16 protein-coding genes are annotated in these 17,130 nt (G+C 60.7%); 10 read left to right on the top strand and 6 right to left on the bottom strand.

Annotation, left to right across the window (positions count from 1 at the left end; all coding sequences use genetic code 11):
* Positions 1 to 97: 97 nt before the first annotated feature.
* The 9 genes from AC2YB9_RS14395 (at position 98) to AC2YB9_RS14355 (ending at position 9,598) form a co-directional block, all read left to right on the top strand.
* Positions 98 to 1,180: a BMP family lipoprotein gene (locus tag AC2YB9_RS14395; RefSeq protein WP_487266028.1), complete on the top strand. Its 1,083-nt coding sequence runs from the start codon at positions 98 to 100 to the stop codon at positions 1,178 to 1,180.
* 95 nt (positions 1,181 to 1,275) lie between these two features.
* Complete coding sequence (locus tag AC2YB9_RS14390; RefSeq protein ID WP_487266027.1) at positions 1,276 to 2,787, top strand: ABC transporter ATP-binding protein; 1,512 nt, start codon at positions 1,276 to 1,278, stop codon at positions 2,785 to 2,787.
* Positions 2,784 to 3,872 (top strand): ABC transporter permease, encoded by a 1,089-nt coding sequence (locus AC2YB9_RS14385; RefSeq protein ID WP_487266026.1) that lies wholly within the window; start codon positions 2,784 to 2,786, stop codon positions 3,870 to 3,872. Before AC2YB9_RS14390 ends, AC2YB9_RS14385 begins: the two co-directional genes overlap by 4 nt.
* A 75-nt stretch (positions 3,873 to 3,947) precedes the next feature.
* Complete coding sequence (locus AC2YB9_RS14380) at positions 3,948 to 5,153, top strand: ABC transporter permease (RefSeq protein WP_487266025.1); 1,206 nt, start codon at positions 3,948 to 3,950, stop codon at positions 5,151 to 5,153.
* Positions 5,154 to 5,155: 2 nt separating this feature from the next.
* Positions 5,156 to 5,587, top strand: a complete 432-nt coding sequence (locus tag AC2YB9_RS14375; RefSeq protein ID WP_487266024.1) for a cytidine deaminase — start codon at positions 5,156 to 5,158, stop codon at positions 5,585 to 5,587.
* On the top strand, positions 5,584 to 6,780 hold the full coding sequence (locus AC2YB9_RS14370; RefSeq protein WP_487266023.1) for a cytochrome P450: 1,197 nt from the start codon (positions 5,584 to 5,586) through the stop codon (positions 6,778 to 6,780). The genes AC2YB9_RS14375 and AC2YB9_RS14370 overlap by 4 nt, the downstream gene beginning before the upstream one ends.
* Positions 6,777 to 8,063, top strand: coding sequence for a thymidine phosphorylase (locus tag AC2YB9_RS14365; RefSeq protein WP_487266022.1), 1,287 nt, complete (start codon positions 6,777 to 6,779; stop codon positions 8,061 to 8,063). The genes AC2YB9_RS14370 and AC2YB9_RS14365 overlap by 4 nt, the downstream gene beginning before the upstream one ends.
* A 9-nt stretch (positions 8,064 to 8,072) precedes the next feature.
* Positions 8,073 to 8,528 (top strand): MaoC family dehydratase, encoded by a 456-nt coding sequence (locus tag AC2YB9_RS14360; protein WP_487266021.1) that lies wholly within the window; start codon positions 8,073 to 8,075, stop codon positions 8,526 to 8,528.
* Positions 8,525 to 9,598, top strand: a complete 1,074-nt coding sequence (locus tag AC2YB9_RS14355) for an adenosine deaminase (RefSeq protein WP_487266020.1) — start codon at positions 8,525 to 8,527, stop codon at positions 9,596 to 9,598. The genes AC2YB9_RS14360 and AC2YB9_RS14355 overlap by 4 nt, the downstream gene beginning before the upstream one ends.
* A gap of 106 nt (positions 9,599 to 9,704) precedes the next feature.
* Here AC2YB9_RS14355 and AC2YB9_RS14350 read toward each other — a convergent pair whose 3' ends face one another.
* Both AC2YB9_RS14350 and AC2YB9_RS14345 read right to left on the bottom strand, forming a co-directional pair.
* Positions 9,705 to 10,739, bottom strand: coding sequence for a 2-oxoacid:ferredoxin oxidoreductase subunit beta (locus tag AC2YB9_RS14350; protein ID WP_487268623.1), 1,035 nt, complete (start codon positions 10,737 to 10,739; stop codon positions 9,705 to 9,707).
* 17 nt (positions 10,740 to 10,756) lie between these two features.
* Positions 10,757 to 12,613, bottom strand: a complete 1,857-nt coding sequence (locus AC2YB9_RS14345) for a 2-oxoacid:acceptor oxidoreductase subunit alpha (RefSeq protein WP_487266019.1) — start codon at positions 12,611 to 12,613, stop codon at positions 10,757 to 10,759.
* A gap of 352 nt (positions 12,614 to 12,965) precedes the next feature.
* On the opposite strand from AC2YB9_RS14345, the gene AC2YB9_RS14340 reads away from it, so the two are divergent.
* On the top strand, positions 12,966 to 13,448 hold the full coding sequence (locus AC2YB9_RS14340) for a DUF2231 domain-containing protein (protein WP_487266018.1): 483 nt from the start codon (positions 12,966 to 12,968) through the stop codon (positions 13,446 to 13,448).
* 20 nt (positions 13,449 to 13,468) lie between these two features.
* On the opposite strand, the gene AC2YB9_RS14335 is transcribed toward AC2YB9_RS14340, so the two are convergent.
* From AC2YB9_RS14335 to AC2YB9_RS14320, 4 genes are all read right to left on the bottom strand, one after another.
* On the bottom strand, positions 13,469 to 14,038 hold the full coding sequence (locus AC2YB9_RS14335) for an ATP-binding protein (protein ID WP_487266017.1): 570 nt from the start codon (positions 14,036 to 14,038) through the stop codon (positions 13,469 to 13,471).
* A gap of 50 nt (positions 14,039 to 14,088) precedes the next feature.
* Entirely contained in the window at positions 14,089 to 14,580 is a 492-nt protein-coding gene (locus tag AC2YB9_RS14330; RefSeq protein ID WP_487266016.1) for a hypothetical protein, read from the bottom strand.
* A 149-nt stretch (positions 14,581 to 14,729) separates the two neighbouring features.
* Positions 14,730 to 15,593: an aldehyde dehydrogenase family protein gene (locus AC2YB9_RS14325; protein ID WP_487266015.1), complete on the bottom strand. Its 864-nt coding sequence runs from the start codon at positions 15,591 to 15,593 to the stop codon at positions 14,730 to 14,732.
* A 79-nt stretch (positions 15,594 to 15,672) separates the two neighbouring features.
* On the bottom strand, positions 15,673 to 17,130 hold the full coding sequence (locus AC2YB9_RS14320; RefSeq protein ID WP_487266014.1) for an aldehyde dehydrogenase family protein: 1,458 nt from the start codon (positions 17,128 to 17,130) through the stop codon (positions 15,673 to 15,675).

Raw genomic sequence — 17,130 nt, 5'->3', positions numbered from 1 at the left:
CCCTGACTAATCGGTCCACATGCCTCCCCGATGGGCCAGATCGCGGCTAGGGTCTGTTGAGTGCCGGACAATTCCGGCCCCCAATCTAGGAGGAACCTTGCGTAGTCTGACGAAGATTTCGCTCGTAGTTGCCGCGTCAGCACTGGTTGTTACCGGTTGTGGCAGCACCAAGAGCGACAGCGGAAACAAGAAGGCCAGTGACTCGGCGGATGTCTGCAAGACGGCGAAGGGCAACGGACCGAAGATCGGTCTTGCCTATGACGTCGGCGGACGCGGCGACCACTCATTCAACGACTCGGCATATGTCGGCTTGGAGAAGTCGGTCAAGGAATTTGACGCCACCTGTGTTGAGGGTGAAGCGACGGACGGTGAAGCCGAATCAGCTCGTGAGGATCGTCTGCGCCAGATGGCTGATGGCGGCGCCGCAGCAGTTGTCGGTGTCGGCTTCGCCTACAGCGATTCAGTCAACAAGGTTGCCCCCGACTATCCGAAGGTTAACTTCGCTATCGTCGACGGTTTTGATCCGGATGCGAAGGCGAACGACAATGTTGCCTACCTTGGTTTCGCGGAGAACGAGGCCTCATTCCTCGTGGGTGTTGCAGCCGCTGAAAAGACCAAGTCCGGCACCGTCGGCTTCGTCGGCGGTGTGCACAACGATCTGATCAAGAAGTTTGAAGCTGGCTACGTTGCCGGTGTCAAGGCGGTTAAGCCGGACGCGAAGATCTTGGTCAACTACATCGAAGAATCCGCCCTCAAGGGCTTCGGCGATCCGGCCGGTGGCAAGGCTGCGGCGACTGGTCAGTATGACAAGGGCGCTGACGTTGTTTACCACGCTTCGGGTGCTTCAGGCGCCGGTGTGTTTGACGCCGCTGTCGATGCAGGCACGGGTATGTGGGCGATTGGCGTTGACTCCGATCAGTACCAGTCGGCGACTAAGGCACAGCAGCCGCACATCCTGACGTCGGCGCTTAAGCGTGTCGACACCGCCACCTACGACTTCGTCAAGTCGATCAAGGATGGCAAGGCGCTGGTTAGTTACCAGGTCTACGACCTCAAGGTCGATGGTGTTGGCTACTCCAAGAGCGGCGGATTCGTTGACGACATCGCTTCTGATATCGATTCCTATAAGGCGAAGATCATCAGCGGTGACATCAAGGTTCCGACGGTTCCGGCCAAGTAGGTAGTTGCCCGAATCAGCAAGGCACATCTGGACCTGGGTCGGACGCGAGTAGCGTTCGACCCAGGTCCAGCCATCTGATCATGCAAGGAGTGGCAGTGGGAGACGCCGTCGATGCAGTACGTCTGAGCGGGATCGGGAAACGGTTCCCTGGCGTGATCGCCAATCATGATGTGGATATGACGATTAGGCGCGGGACGATTCATGCGCTTATCGGCGAGAATGGTGCAGGCAAATCGACGCTCATGAAGATCCTGTACGGCGTCCAGAAGCCCGATGATGGCACGATCACGATCAACGGCACCGGCGTTGAGTTCAAATCGCCGACCGAAGCAATTGCGGTTGGCGTGGGCATGGTCTTCCAGCACTTCATGCTCGCCGACAACTTCACAGTGCTCGAGAACATCGTTCTCGGCGCGGAGAAATTGCACGGAATCGGTGACCAGGCTCGGGCCGAGATTGCCAAAATTTCCGACCGTTTCGGCTTCGGCCTCGAACCGGACACCTTGGTCGAAAATCTCGGCGTCGCAGATCGGCAGCGCCTCGAGATTGCCAAGGTGCTCTACCGCGGCGCGAAGATCATCATTTTGGATGAACCCACTGCGGTGCTCGTACCGCAGGAGGTCGACGCACTGTTCGTTAATCTCCGTGAACTCAAGTCGCACGGCAATTCGGTGCTGTTTATCTCGCACAAACTCGATGAAGTGTTGGCGATTGCCGACGACATCACCGTCATGCGGCGCGGCGCGACCGTTGGCACCGCCGACCCAAAGACCGCGACAAAACGTGACCTTGCCGAACTCATGGTCGGTTCGGAGCTTCCCTCACCGCACACTGCTGAGTCGACCGTGACCGATCAGGTCGAACTCTCGCTGGATGGGGTCACCCTCACCGATGAGTTTGGTCGCAATCTGCTGACCGACATCACACTCAAGATCCACAAGGGCGAGGTGCTCGGAATCGCCGGCGTCGAAGGCAACGGGCAGTCCGAACTGGTTGAGACCATCATGGGAATGCGCATCCCGTCGACCGGTCGGCTCGCCTTGGGTTCTGATGACGTCACCCACTGGCATACCCGCAAACTGCGTGAAGCCGGGATTGGCTACATCCCCGAGGATCGACAGCGCCACGGATTGTTGCTCGACTCGCCGTTGTGGGAGAACCGGATCTTAGGCCATCAGACGAGTCCACCCAGCGCCAAAGGCCCATGGATCAACCGATCCGGCGCGCGCAAGGACACGCAGCGAATTTTGGACGAGTATGACGTACGTGCGCCCGGCATCGACACGCTCGCACGGGCACTGTCTGGCGGCAATCAGCAAAAGTTCATCGTCGGTCGTGAGATGAGCGGTAATCCCGTGCTGCTGATCGCCTCGCACCCAACTCGCGGGGTCGATGTCGGTGCGCAAGCAGCGATCTGGGACCACATCAAACGGGCCCGCAGCGAAGGCCTCGCGGTTCTGCTGGTCTCGGCCGATCTCGATGAGCTGATCGGCTTGTCCGACACGATTCACGTGCTTCTTCGCGGCTGCATGGTCGGAACCTTCGATCCGGCCTCCGTGACCCCGCAAGATCTTGGCACCGCGATGACCGGTGGTGCGGCGGCATGAAGTTTCTCAAGTCGGTCGGGTTGGCCCTACTTGCGCCAGCGATCGCCGTTGCCGTTGCCGTTCTTGCTACGACCGTCGTACTCGTGGCTGCTGGTAGTTCGCCGGGCGACTTCTTCACGGCGATGTTCTCCAATCCGCTGCCGCGCATCAGGGTCAATATCGTCAACCAGACCGCGCTCATCTACATTTCGGCGGTCGCCTCGGCCATCGGCTTTCGGATGGGGCTATTCAACATCGGCATCGAAGGTCAGTACACGATCGCTTCATTTGCGGCCGCCTCTTTCGCCGGAGCGGCCTTGCTGAGCGGCTTTGCCAACGTCGCCGCCTCGCTTATTATCGCGATCATTGTCGGCGCTGCATGGTCCGGCATTGCCGGAATTTTGAAGACTACGCGCGGGGTGTCCGAGGTCATCTCGACAATTATGTTGAACTCGATCGCGGTGATCCTTGTCGGTTATCTGCTCAACCGCTACGGAATCCACCAGGGCAACAGCGTCCATACCAAGAAGCTGGCTCCGAACAGCACGCTCAAGGGGCTCACACTGTTCGAGCCGCGCGATGGTCAGATCTGGGCATTGGCGCTCATTGCTGTGTTCGTCGGCATCTGGTTCTGGATTTTGCTCAATAAGACGCGCTTTGGCTTTGACCTGCGCGCCAGCGGGCAGTCGGCGACCGCTGCGACCGCCAGCGGTATCAATGCCGACCGGATGGTTTTGACTGCGATGCTTCTGTCCGGCGGCGTTGCCGGACTGATCTGGATGCCTGCACTGTTCGGCGGTGCCGGCTCCTACGGAACAACTTTCCAAGCCGGCCTTGGCTTTACCGGCATTGCCGTGGCGCTGCTCGGTCGGAACCAGCCGCTCGGCATCGCTTTCGGTGCGGTCCTGTTCGCGTTCCTCACCGCGCAGTCCAACACACTGACCTTTAACTCCGACATCTCACCAAGCATCATCGAGATCACCCAGGGTGTCGCGGTTCTCGCGGTTGTCATCGCCTACGAGGTCGTACGGCGCTATCGCGTCAGACTCGACCAACATGCCGTGGCCCGAGAACTCGCGCCTGCCGAAACGGCGGCGGTGGCATGAGCAAGCGCCAGCGAGTGAACAATGGGGTCATCATGCCGCGACCGCCCTATCGTGGGCTTTTATGGACGGTGGCGCATGAGTAAATTTAGCCGCTATTGGTTCGTCATTGCGCTCGGTGGAATTGCCGTTGTGTCGCTGGTTCGGCTGGTAACCGACACGAACGACATCTCGTCAACTGGCACCTTGCGGGCTGCGATTATCGCAACCTGCCCCATCCTCATGGCTGGCCTTGGCGGACTTTGGGCTGAGCGTGCGGGCATCGTCAACATTGGCCTCGAGGGTCAGATGATTCTCGGGACCTGGGGCGCGGCGTTCTTCACTTATCACTACGGGCCCTGGGTGGGCGTCATCGGCGCGGCGCTGTTGGGTGCGATCGGTGGACTGCTGCATGGCATCGCCACGATCACTTTCGGTGTCGACCACATTGTGTCCGGTGTTGCGATCAACCTAATCGGTGCGGGCGCAGCGACGTTCCTTGCCGAGTCGGTGTTTCCCGACTACGAGGGCGGCGGTCCGCGTCAGCTCGTTGGCCTCGAATCGCCAACGCGAATAACAATCCCCGGATTGGGGGATTGGATGGTGAGCCTGGCAGGAAAACACTGGTTCATTATCTCCGACGTGGCCTCGTTCATCGCCGCCCTGACCGACCGGATCTCGACCCTGAGCCTGCTCTGCTTTCTGTTGGTGATCCTGTCGGGCTATGTCCTATGGCACACATCGTTCGGCCTGCGCTTGCGTTCCTGCGGTGAGAACCCCCAAGCCGCTGAAACACTGGGCATCAACGTCATTCTTTACAAGCACATCGCAGTCCTCATATCCGGCGCGCTGGCGGGCATCGGCGGCGGCTTCCTCGCGCTTGTGTCCTCAAGCGGATTCAGCGTCGGGCAGACCGGCGGCCGCGGTTACATCGGCCTCGCCGCGATGATCTTTGGCAATTGGCGACCGGGTGGATTGTTCACCGGAGCGCTGATGTTCGGTTACACCGATTCGCTTCGCCTGCGCGATGCGCATGCCGTGCACGCCCTATTGCTGCTGATCGCACTGGCGTTGATCGCGTTTGCGGTGCTGCGGATCGTACGTCGCCAGCTCAAGGCCGGCATTGTCATTGGCATCGGCGGCAGCGCGATCCTGGTGTGGTTCTTCACGACTGACACCGTTCCGCGTGACTTCACCGGTATGACGCCTTATGTGACGACGTTGTTGGTGCTCGCGCTTGGCGCGCAACGGCTTCGAATGCCGGCGGCCGACGGCAAGATCTATCGAAAGGGATCAGCGGGCTAGTTATGAACTCGATACTGGATTCGTTTCACACCGCTTCAGACGCACCAATCGACTGGGAGGCGCTGCGCGGTTATGCGACCGAGGTGATGAGTCGGGCCTACGCTCCCTACTCCAATTTTAAGGTCGGCGTGGCGGGTCTCGTCGACGACGACCGGGTCGTGCTGGGATGCAATGTTGAGAACGCCGCTTACGGCGTCGCTCTGTGCGCCGAGTGCGGAATGGTGTCGGCGCTCCATGCGACCGGCGGCGGTCGGCTTCGGGCAGTGGTTTGTGTCGATTCCGGTGGCAACCCGTTGATGCCGTGTGGTCGTTGTCGCCAGCTATTGTGGGAGAACGGTGGACCGGATATGCAGTTGATGACCGCGCATGGCATCAAGGTGATGTCCGACGTACTTCCCGACGCGTTCGATGTGGAGGATTTGAACAAGACGTGACTGTGACGACGAATATCGATTTTGCCGACCAGCAGTTTTTGGCTGATCCCTATCCGGCGATGGCCGAACTTCGTGCGCAAGGGCCACTGCTCTGGCATGAGTGCGGTGAGAAATGGCTGACCACGACGCATCAATCGGTGAGCCAAACGCTGCGCAATCGTACGCTTGGCCGGCTCTGGTCTGACTGGGAACCGGCCTGCGAGATGGAGCCGTTCAACGCGTTGCATCGCAATCAAATGATGGAAAATGAGCCGCCGGTCCATACTCGGTTACGGCGCCTTGTGGCGGCCGCTTTTGGCCGCGGCCACGTCGAGCGGATGCGACCCAGGGTGCACGAACTGGCCACTAAACTTCTCGACGAGTTGGCTGGGAAGCCAACTGCGGATCTGCTGGCCGACTACGCCGAGCCGCTGCCGGTACTTGTCATTGCCGATCTGTTGGGTGTACCCGGTGAGGATCACCTCAAACTTCGGGACTGGTCCCAGGACATCGTCCATATGTATGAGCAGGGCGTCGGGTCCGACATCAAGACTGCTGCGGTTGCGGCGAGCATTGCTTTCAGCGACTACGTGCGCGGGGTTGTTGAAGAGCGCAAATCACATCCGGGCGAAGACCTGTTGACCGACCTGATTGCGGCGCGCGACGGCGAAGGCAAGCTCAGTGACGATGAACTCGTCGCTTCGGTTGTGCTTCTGCTCAATGCCGGTCACGAGGCCTCTGTCAATGCCTTCGGCAACGGCATCCATGCCCTCTTGGCGCACCCAGATCAGCTAACCCGCGTCCAGTCCGGCGCGGTGCCAATGGCGATCGCTCTGGAGGAGCTGATCCGTTTCGATGCTCCGGCGCAACTGTTCGAGCGCACCGCGACCGAAGACCTCGAACTGTTTGGGACGACCGTCCACAAGGGACAGAAGATCGCCGCCCTGTTGGGATCGGCGAATCGCGATGAGACGGTGTTCGCGGCTGCCGATTCCTTCGATGTCGCACGTGATCCCAATCCCCATGTCGGCTTCGGCATGGGTTTGCATTTCTGCCTCGGTGCGCCGCTTGCCCGGATGGAGTTAGGCATCACTCTCGGGCAACTCCTTGAGCGATTCCCTGCGGTCCGGCTCGCGAACGAAGCGCCGCGCCGTCCGACATTCGTTCTTCGCGGCTATCAATCCATTCCGGTCGAGCTGGGAGCGCACGCATGACGGAAGCATTTGACGCGGTCGAGGTCATCGCCGCCAAACGGGACAAGGCCGAATTGACCGATCCACAGATCGATTGGGTCGTCGACGCCTACACGCGCGGAGTCGTTGCGAGCGAGCAGATGTCTGCGCTGTTGATGGCGATCCTGCTCAATGGCATGAATCGTCGCGAAATCTCCCGCTGGACCGCGGCGATGATCGCCAGCGGTGAGCGCATGGATTTCTCCGGCTTGTCATGGGCTACTGCAGACAAACATTCGACCGGCGGCGTTGGCGACAAGATCACGCTGCCACTTGCACCACTTGTCGCCGCCTGCGGAGTAGCCGTTCCGCAGTTGTCGGGTCGCGGCCTCGGGCATACCGGCGGCACCCTCGACAAACTCGAAGCGATTTCTGGCTGGCAGGCTGATCTGGACAATGCTCAGATGATGCGTCAACTCGAGGACATCGGCGCGGTCATCTGTGCCGCTGGGCCCGGGCTCGCGCCGGCGGACAAAAAATTGTATGCACTGCGCGATGTGACGGCCACCGTTGAGGCAATCCCGCTGATCGCCAGTTCGATCATGAGCAAGAAGATCGCCGAAGGTACCGGCTCGCTTGTCCTCGATGTCAAGTCTGGTTCGGGCGCTTTCATGAAGCAGCTCGACGATGCACGCGAACTCGCTGAGACCATGGTTGCGCTCGGCACGGATGCAGGCGTCAGGACAGTTGCGCTGCTCACTGACATGTCGACGCCACTGGGCCGTACCGCCGGCAATGCTTGCGAGGTCGCCGAATCGGTGGAGGTGCTTGCTGGCGGCGGCCCGACCGATGTGGTCGAGCTAACCCTTGCTCTAGCTCGCGAAATGCTGGCGGCGGCAGGGAAGACCGACGTCGACCCGGCCGAGGTGCTCGCTTCCGGCCGCGCGATGGATGTGTGGCGCCGGATGATCTCGGCACAGGGCGGAGATCCCGATGCGCCGTTGCCGCAACCGAAAGAAACCCAGACTCTTAACGCACCCACGGCCGGCATTTTGACTCGGCTCGATGCCATGAGCGTCGGGGTGGCCGCATGGCGGCTCGGTGCCGGTCGATCGCGTCCGGGTGAGGCAGTTCAGGCCGCGGCCGGGGTTATACTACATGCCAAGCCCGGCGATACGGTGGTGGCTGGGCAACCACTCATGACGCTCCACACCGACACTCCCGAACGCTTCGCACGATCGATCGAGGCGCTTGAGGGCGCATTCGATATCGGCACCGAATTTTTGGGATCGGGTAACGTCGTGATCGACAAGGTCATCAGTTAGGTTGATGTAATGCGTGTTTTCAACGACAAAGATGAAGTTGCCGAAGCATCGGGGACCGAACTCGGAACGAGCGAGTGGATCTCGATCACTCAGGAGCGGATTGATCAATTCGCTGCTGCCACCGGCGATCACCAATGGATCCATGTTGATCCTGAGCGCGCGGCCGACGGGCCGTTCGGTACGACGATCGCGCACGGCTATCTGACGTTGTCGCTGCTGCCGTTCTTTGGCGCGCATGTCTTCGCGTTCGCTGGCACCCGCGCGCGGGTCAACTACGGCATCAACAAGGTGCGTTTTATGGCACCGGTTCCGGTCGACTCCAAACTACGCGCGCACATCGAACTGGCCGAAGTCACCGATATTCCCAAGGGTCAGCAGGCCATCATGCGCTACACAATTGAGATCGATGGCGTTGAAAAGCCCGCGTGTGTCGCCGAATCAGTCGTTCTTCTGATGGACTCATGACCGCGACTTCCGAACAAATCCAGGCCGCACCCAAGGTTACTCTGCACGAGCATCTTGACGGTGGCCTCCGGCCCCAGACGATCATCGACATCGCAAACGAGATTGGTCACGAACTACCGGCCAACGAAGCCGCGAGCCTTGGCCGCTGGTTCGTCGAGGCCTGTGATTCCGGGTCACTGGAGCGCTATCTTGAGACCTTCGACCATACGGTCGCGGTCATGCAAACCGAGGCGCACCTGATTCGGGTCGCTGCCGAATCCGTCCTTGATCTCGCCAATGACAACGTCGTCTATGCCGAGTTGCGCTGGGCCCCCGAGCAACACACGACCCAGGGGTTGTCGCTCCGGGATGCGGTAGATGCCGTGCAGACGGGGATTGAGCTGGGCATCGGGCAAGCCGCCGATGCCGGCAAGCCGATCGTCGTCGGCCAGTTGGTCACGGCAATGCGGCATGCCGATCGCGGTATGGAGATCGCCGAGATCGCCGTCGAGCGACGCGATGCCGGTGTGTTCGGTTTCGATATCGCTGGCGCCGAGGACGGTTTCCCACCGATCCTTCACCTTGAGGCTTTCGAATACCTTCGCCAACAGAACGCGCACTTCACGATCCACGCGGGTGAGGCCTTCGGGCTGCCCTCGATCTGGCAGGCAATCCAGCGTTGTGGCGCCGATCGCCTCGGCCACGGCGTCCGCATCATCGACGACATCGACTTCACCGATCCGGACAACCCGGTGCTCGGTCGGTTAGCGGCATATGTCCGTGACACCCGGATCCCGCTGGAGATGTGCCCGTCGTCCAATCTGCAGACCGGCGCAGCGGCGTCGATTGCCGAGCATCCAATCGGACCGCTCAAGGAGCTCGGTTTTCGGGTCACCGTCAATTGTGACAACCGATTGATGAGTGGCACGTCGATGAGTCGTGAGTTCGAGCTCTTGACTGCTGCCTTTGGCTACGATCTTGAAGCGATTCGCTGGTTCACGATCAATGCAATGAAGAGCGCGTTCCTGCCCTTCGACCAACGGCTGGTCCTCATCAATGACGTCATCAAACCGGGCTACGACGCGCTCTAACCCCCGTCGGTTTCCCACGATAACCACGATTCCTGTCACTTCTAACACGTTATAACCTGTTAGAAGTGACAACTTTCGGGGTTATCCTGGGAAACTGTTTAGCGGGTCAGTCGATGGTCCAGGCATCGGGGCCGTCGATGAGACTTTGCAGCGACGGCCGATCGCCGGCCAGTTTCAGTTGATCCCGGACCAGATCGTCGTATGCGGGCCGCTCGACCTGGCGGAAAATTCCGATCGGAGCTTGATGCACGACGCCTGCATCGGTCAACCGGGACAGCGCGTAAGCGGTGGTGCCATCGGCCGAATGAGCATCGTGGATCAAAACGTCGGACTCATTGGCAGCAGTCACTTCTCCTATTTCGACCCCGCCGGTCGCAGCGGTCCGGAACAGCCCACGATGACCCTCGACGCCGAAACGGATCGGCTCACCATGTTCGAGCCGGATGATCGCTTCATCGCGACGGTCGGGATCCTTGACTGCCGCGAACGCACCGTCGTTGAAGATCGGGCAGTTCTGATAGATCTCGACAAGTGCGGTGCCGCGATGGGCAGCCGCGGCGGACAGGACGGCGGTCAAATGTTTGCGGTCCGAGTCGATCGTGCGCGCGATGAAGGTGCCCTCGGAACCGAGCGCAAGCGAGATTGGATTGAGCGGCATGTCCACCGAACCGAATGGCGTCGACTTGGTGACTTTGCCGGGTTCGGACGTGGGGGAGTACTGCCCCTTCGTCAGCCCGTAGATCCGGTTGTTGAACAACAAGATCGTCATGTTGACGTTGCGCCGGAGAGCGTGGATCAGATGATTGCCGCCGATCGACAGTGCATCACCATCACCGGTCACGACCCAGACGCTCAGGTCCTCCCGCGATGTCGCAAGCCCCGTGGCGATCGCTGGCGCACGACCATGGATCGAATGCATGCCGTAGGTGTCTAGATAGTACGGGAACCGAGCCGCGCAGCCGATACCGGAAATGAACACGATGTTTTCTTTGCGCAATCCCAGATCAGGCAAAAAGCCCTGCATCGCGGCGAGAATCGCATAGTCGCCACAACCGGGACACCAGCGCACCTCCTGATCGGAGGCAAAATCTTTGCGCGTCTGTGGCGAGAGTGCGACCGGGACCCCTGAAAGCCCGGGCATGGGTAGATCAACCGCGCTCACGAGGCGACCTCCTTGCAGATCGACATGAACAGGTCTCCGAGTTCCTCAGCACCGAATGGCATGCCGCGGACCTTGTTGTAGCCCTCGATATCAATGAGGTACTTCGCGCGCAACAGTGATCGGAGTTGGCCGAGGTTCATCTCCGGCAGGATCACTCGGTCGTACGCCTTGAGCAGGTCGCCGAGATTGGCTGGGAACGGGTTGAGGTGGCGAAGGTGAACCTGCGCGATCGAATATCCGGCGGCTCGAGCGCGCCGGCAACCCGCGCCGATCGGACCGTACGTCGATCCCCAGCCCAGCGCGAGAACTTTAGCGGCACCGCTGGGGTCGTCGGCCTCAAGCAACGGTATGGAGGCGGCGACCGCGTCAACCTTGGCCTGTCGGTTGCGCACCATCAGGTCGTGATTCTGCGGATCATAGGAGATCGCCCCGGTGCCGTCGGCCTTTTCGAGTCCACCGACTCGATGTTCGAGACCCGGAACTCCCGGCGGCGCCCACACTGGGGCAAACGTCTCGGGGTCGCGGGCATAGGGCAGAAATGTCGTGCTGTCATCGGCGGTCGCGAACTTCGGCTTGATCGTGGGCAGATCCTCGACCGCGGGCAATAGCCACGGCTCGGAACCGTTGGCGAGATAACCATCTGACAGCAGGATCACCGGAGTGCGGTGCTCAACCGCGATCCGGGCAGCCTCGATCGCCGTGGCAAAACAGTCTGAGGGGGAGCGTGGAGCGACGACCGGCACGGGGGCTTCGCCATTGCGACCATGCATGGCCTGAAGCAAATCCGATTGTTCGGTCTTGGTCGGCAGCCCGGTCGACGGCCCGCCGCGCTGGACGTCGATGACGAGCAGCGGGAGTTCGAGCATGACGCCGAGACCGATTGTCTCGCCCTTGAGTGCGAGCCCCGGTCCAGACGTCGTTGTGACGCCGAGTCGTCCGCCGTATGAGGCGCCGAGCGCGGCACCGACGCCGGCGATCTCGTCTTCGGCTTGGAAGGTCGTCACGTCGAAGGCTTTGTGCTTCGACAGCTCGTGCAAAATGTCCGAGGCCGGCGTGATCGGATATGCGCCTAGGAACACTGGCAGGCCGGTGCATTGTCCGGCGGCGACGATGCCGTAGGCGAGGGCGAGGTTGCCGCTGATATTGCGGTAACGGCCGGCCGGCACAATGGCGGGCTTGATGATGTATTGAACGCCGAACGCCTCGGTTGTTTCGCCGAAGTTCCAACCTGTGCGTAATGCGGTGATGTTGGCGTCGCGAATCGTCGGTTTGCTGGCGAATTTTTTGCCGAGCTGGTCGATCGTTCCGTCGATCGAGCGCCCATACATCCAGCTGACCAAACCCAACGCGAACATGTTTTTGGAACGCTGCGCGTCTTTGCGCGACAAGCCGAACTCGGCAATCGACTCGACTGCCATACCGGTCAGATCGAGCGGCTGGAGATTGTAGTCGGTGAGCGAACCGTCGTCGATTGGGTTGCTCTCGTAACCAACCTTCTTGAGATTGCGTGCGGTGAACTCGTGGCTGTCGACGATGCAGGTGCCGCCGGGCTGTAGGTCGGCGATGTTGGCCTTGAGGGCAGCTGGATTCATGGCGATCAGGACGTCGGGTCGGTCACCGGGGGTCAAAATATCGTAGTCGGCGAAATGGATCTGGAACGACGAGACACCCGGCAGCGTGCCCTGGGGTGCTCGGATCTCGGCCGGGAAATTGGGCAGTGTCGACAGGTCGTTACCGAACGCAGCCGTCTCCTCGGTAAACCGATCGCCGGTGAGCTGCATGCCGTCGCCAGAATCTCCAGCAAAACGGATAACAACGCGCACAAGTTCCTCGGTTGTCTTCGCCCCGGTCATTGCCACCTCTTCACAGACTCTACCCTCACGGACACCGTACCCATCAACTGGTAGAACGTGTTGCAGAAATCGGCCGTTGGAACGATTTATTTCTACTATCGTGCGCCGCGGATGGCTCAGGCGACGCGCGTTTCCGCCACGAAGGCCACCGGGTCACGGTCAGAAGTTCTGTCACGACCGACTCAATGTGCGGGAATATCGGTTTCCTGACCGTGTGAGTCCATTCAGGTTGTCGGCAGGTTTATACGCCTAAGTTCAGATCCACGACGGTCGCTTTCTCGCAGTGCGTGAAAAATCATAGGGCTGTCGTGAGCAAGGTCATTCCCCTCATCGCTTCGACTAGAGAGTAATTATGCCGAATAGCTTTTACGGCCTGCCAATCCATCCGCTGATGGTCCACGCCACCGTGGTGATCGTGCCCATGGCAGCGCTCGTTGTCCTGCTGGCGAGCGTTTCGAAACGCTTCCGGACTTGGGCTGGAGTTGTACCGATGCTGTTGAGCCTGATCGGCCTCATCCTTGTGCCGTTGTCGACGTCCACCGGTGAAACGCTGGAGAAGCATGTTGCGCCGTCCGCGCTTCTTGAGAAGCACACTCAGTTGGCCGATGGGCTGCTGCCATGGATGATCGCGCTGCTGGTTATCGCCGTCGTCATCTATGGCATCCAGCGTTGGGTAGCGTCCGGACATTCGATCGGACGGGCGATCATGGTCGGCGTCGCTGTACTGGCGATCGCTGGAACAGCCGGCACCACGGTGCAGATCGCCCGGATCGGTCATAGCGGGGCAAAGGCCGCGTGGGCCGACACCAATATGAACTCGCCGACTTCGCGCTAAAGATCTGGGCTGGTTGTCGCTCAGATGGCCAGCAGGTGTTTCTCAGTCTGTTTGGGGGTCATCGGGGTGCAGCCGTGTGTGATCGCATCGGCGATGATGGCCGGTTCGGCACGCATGAGTCGCCAGCCGCGCCGAATGAGTACATGCGGCGGTTTGCGGCCCTCGCGGAGATCACGACTGAAGCGCAGCACGAACGTGATGAGACGGTGATGGCGTACGCAGATGGCGGCGTCCAAGCTGCCGGTCGTTCGGCAGGCCTCGATAATCTCGGTGGCGAATAGGCCCTCGGCGACGAACCGTCCGTCCGGGGCATCGAGGCGGGAGGCGTCCGCGCGTTGGCTCAGTCCGATGTCGTAGCGGGGGACCTCTGCGCTGCCGTTATGGCAGAGTTCGATGATCGCGCCTAAAGCAGCGTCGTGGTCCCAAGACGCTGGATCATCCCAGTCGATAATGCCGAGCGAGCTTTGCGGCATATCTGCGTCATCGCATTCGCGGTAGAAGTTATCCAGTCGAAGAACCGGCAGCCCCAGGCGCGCGGCCAAGCGGGATTTGCCTGAGCCCGAAGGACCAGCGAGTATGACGACGCCCACGGGAAACCAGCATAGGACAGGCGATTATCAAGCGTGGCACTAGGCGACGGTCAGTTCTTGTTGTCCTTGACGGTCGGGCCTTTGACGGTCGGCGCTAGATACCAGGGGTCGTCCCCTTGGACGCTGCCATAGCGGGTCTTGCCGATTTTGCCACACGGCGAGACTGTGCTGATGCTGATGCCTTCTTGGCCATCGGAAGTCCAAATGGTCACGTTAAGGCTCGATTCGCCCTTGGTCCAATAATAGTCGAGCGACGTTCCGGCCAAATTATTTTCATCATTTGACCGATTCCGGAACGCCCAGCCGTCCGTCTTCAGTTTGGGCTGTACTGACCCATCAAGATATTGCTTGGCAGCAGGCAGCAGGTGAGCGTTGATCTGATAGGTCGATTGGGCGATTGAGTCATCGAGAGCATCGCCACTTTCGCACGCCCCGATCTCTTCGGCCACGTCGTACGAGTCGGTGGAGGCGTTGGACGCGATTTTGGTCACCTGGTCGATTGCGTCTTGCCGCGCGGTCTTCCATTCCTGAGAGGAGAGCACTGAACTACCTCCGGCAAAACCACACCCGGCAAGAGCGAACGACAAAATTATGCCGAATATGAGGTTCTTCGTCCTCGTTCCGTGGCGTGGTCGCCCCCGAAAAGCCCAACTAGTTCGACAGTAACGGAATCCCAGATCCCGCACGTCGATCAGACGCCGATCGGGTGCCAGACCGTCTTGGTTTCGACGAAGGTGGCGAGCCGATCAAGCGACGGCTCGGCGAGCCAATCGATTTTGGTCGCGGGCGGACGAAGCACCCGCTTGAGGTTATCGGCCGCCGCAACTTCCAGCGCGACCGCGAGCTCGGGATCGTCGACGCCGGTCAGGTCCAACGCATTGACGTCCATGTGCGAGGCCAGCCACGGTCCGATGTCGGCGGCTTTGCCGGTCAGAATGTTGACGACGCCGCCGGGTAGATCGGACGTCGCCATGACCTCGGACAGTGTGACCGCCGGAATCGGGTGGTCCTCGCTGGTGATGACGACGGCCGTGTTGCCGGTTGCAATGACTGGAGCAATGACACTGACCAGGCCAAGCAGCGCTCCGCGGGGCGCGACGATTGTGACGACGCCGGTCGGCTCAGGTGTAGACAGGTTGAAGAACGGGCCGGATACGGCATTGGCATTGCCGAGCACTTGCACATACTTGTCTGCCCAACCCGAATACCAAACGACCCGGTCGATCGCGGCGTCCACGTAGGTTGCTGCAGTTTTCGCGTTGAGACCTTCGGCGGCGCGCAGTTGTTCGATGAACTGATCGCGACGCCCTTCCATGACTTCGGCGATACGATAGAGGACTTGGCCGCGGTTGTAGGGCGTGCGACCAGCCCAGCCGCCGAACGCCTTGCGGGCGGCGAGTACGGCATCGCGGCCGTCCTTGCGGGAAGCCTGCGACATATTGGCCAGGAAATTGCCCTTGTGATCGAGCGCCTCGTACGTGCGCCCGGATTCGCTGCGCGGGAAGGCCCCACCGATATAGAGCTTATGGGTCTTGCGGACATCAAGCCGAGTCATGCCACGGCCCCCCTTAAGAAAAAACGGTAGGCGAGTCGTGACTTGACGCGCCCATTGGTCGCTCGCTCGCGCTCGCTCATCAGTTGCCACCCTTCAGGTAAGCGGCGAGTCCGTGTAGGCCGCCCTCGCGTCCGTAACCCGATTCCTTGTAGCCGCCAAACGGCGAAGCCGGATCGAATTTGTTGAATGTGTTGGCCCAGACCACGCCGGCGCGGAGCTGGCTGGCGATCGACAGGATGCGTGAGCCCTTCTCGGTCCAGACCCCCGCGGAGAGTCCGTATGGCGTGTTGTTGGCCTTCTCGACTGCCTCAGAGGGGGTGCGGAACGTTAGGACCGATAGGACTGGGCCGAAGATCTCTTCGCGCGCGATCCGGTGCGCTTGCGTGACGCCGGTGAAGATTGTCGGTGCGAACCAGAACCCATCGGTCGGCAACTCACACGGTGCCGACCAGCGCTCAGCGCCCTCGGCATCGCCGACCGCAGTGAGCGCCTTGATTCGGTCGAGTTGTGCGGCCGAGTTGATCGCACCGATATCGGTGTTCTTGTCCAATGGATCGCCGAGGCTCAGCGTCGCCATACGACGCTTCAGCCGCTCAAGAACATCGTCGTAGACGCTTTCCTGGATCAGCAGGCGGGAGCCGGCACAGCAGACATGGCCCTGGTTAAAGAAGATTCCGTTGACGATTCCCTCGACCGCCTGATCCAGTGGCGCGTCGTCGAACACAATGTTGGCGGCCTTGCCACCGAGTTCAAGGGTGACCTTTTTGGTCGTTCCGGCGGCCGAACGCGCAATGGCTTTGCCGACCGCAGTCGAGCCGGTGAAGGCGATCTTGTCGATATCGGGATGATCAACAATCGCCTGGCCGGTCGAGCCGGCGCCGGTGACGATGTTGACGACGCCCGGGGGCAGGTCAGCTTGTTGGCATACCTCGGCGAACAGCAGCGCTGTGAGCGGTGTGGTCTCGGCTGGCTTGAGCACAACGGTATTGCCCGCAGCGAGGGCCGGCGCAACCTTCCAGGCCAACATCATGACCGGAAAGTTCCACGGGATGATCTGACCGGCAACGCCAAGTGGTTGCGGATTCGTGCCGCAGCCCGCATACGAAAGTTTGTCGGCCCAGCCGGCGTAGTAGAAGAACCATTGCGACATGAGCGGCACATCAACATCGCGAGACTCACGGATTGGCTTGCCGTTGTCAAGTGATTCGAGGACGGCGAACTCGCGGCTGCGCTCGGCGATGATGCGGGCGATCCGGTAGAGATATTTGGCGCGTTCGGACCCAGGCATCTTCGACCAGGTCTTCTTGTAGGCGGCGCGGGCGGCCGCGACTGCACGGTCGACATCGGCAGCAGAAGCCTCGGCGACCTCGGACAGCACCTCTTCGGTGGCCGGGTTGATCGTCTTGAACGAGGTGCCAGCGCCCTCGACGCCTGTGCTGTCTACGAACTTGCCGTCGATGAACAGGCCGTAGGAAGATTTGATGTCGACGATTGAGCGCGACTCGGGTGCGGGAGCGTATTCGAACTTCGAGTTCAT

Source organism: Aeromicrobium changchenzhani (assembly GCF_057586615.1).
This window is presented reverse-complemented; position numbering and strand designations above follow the sequence as displayed.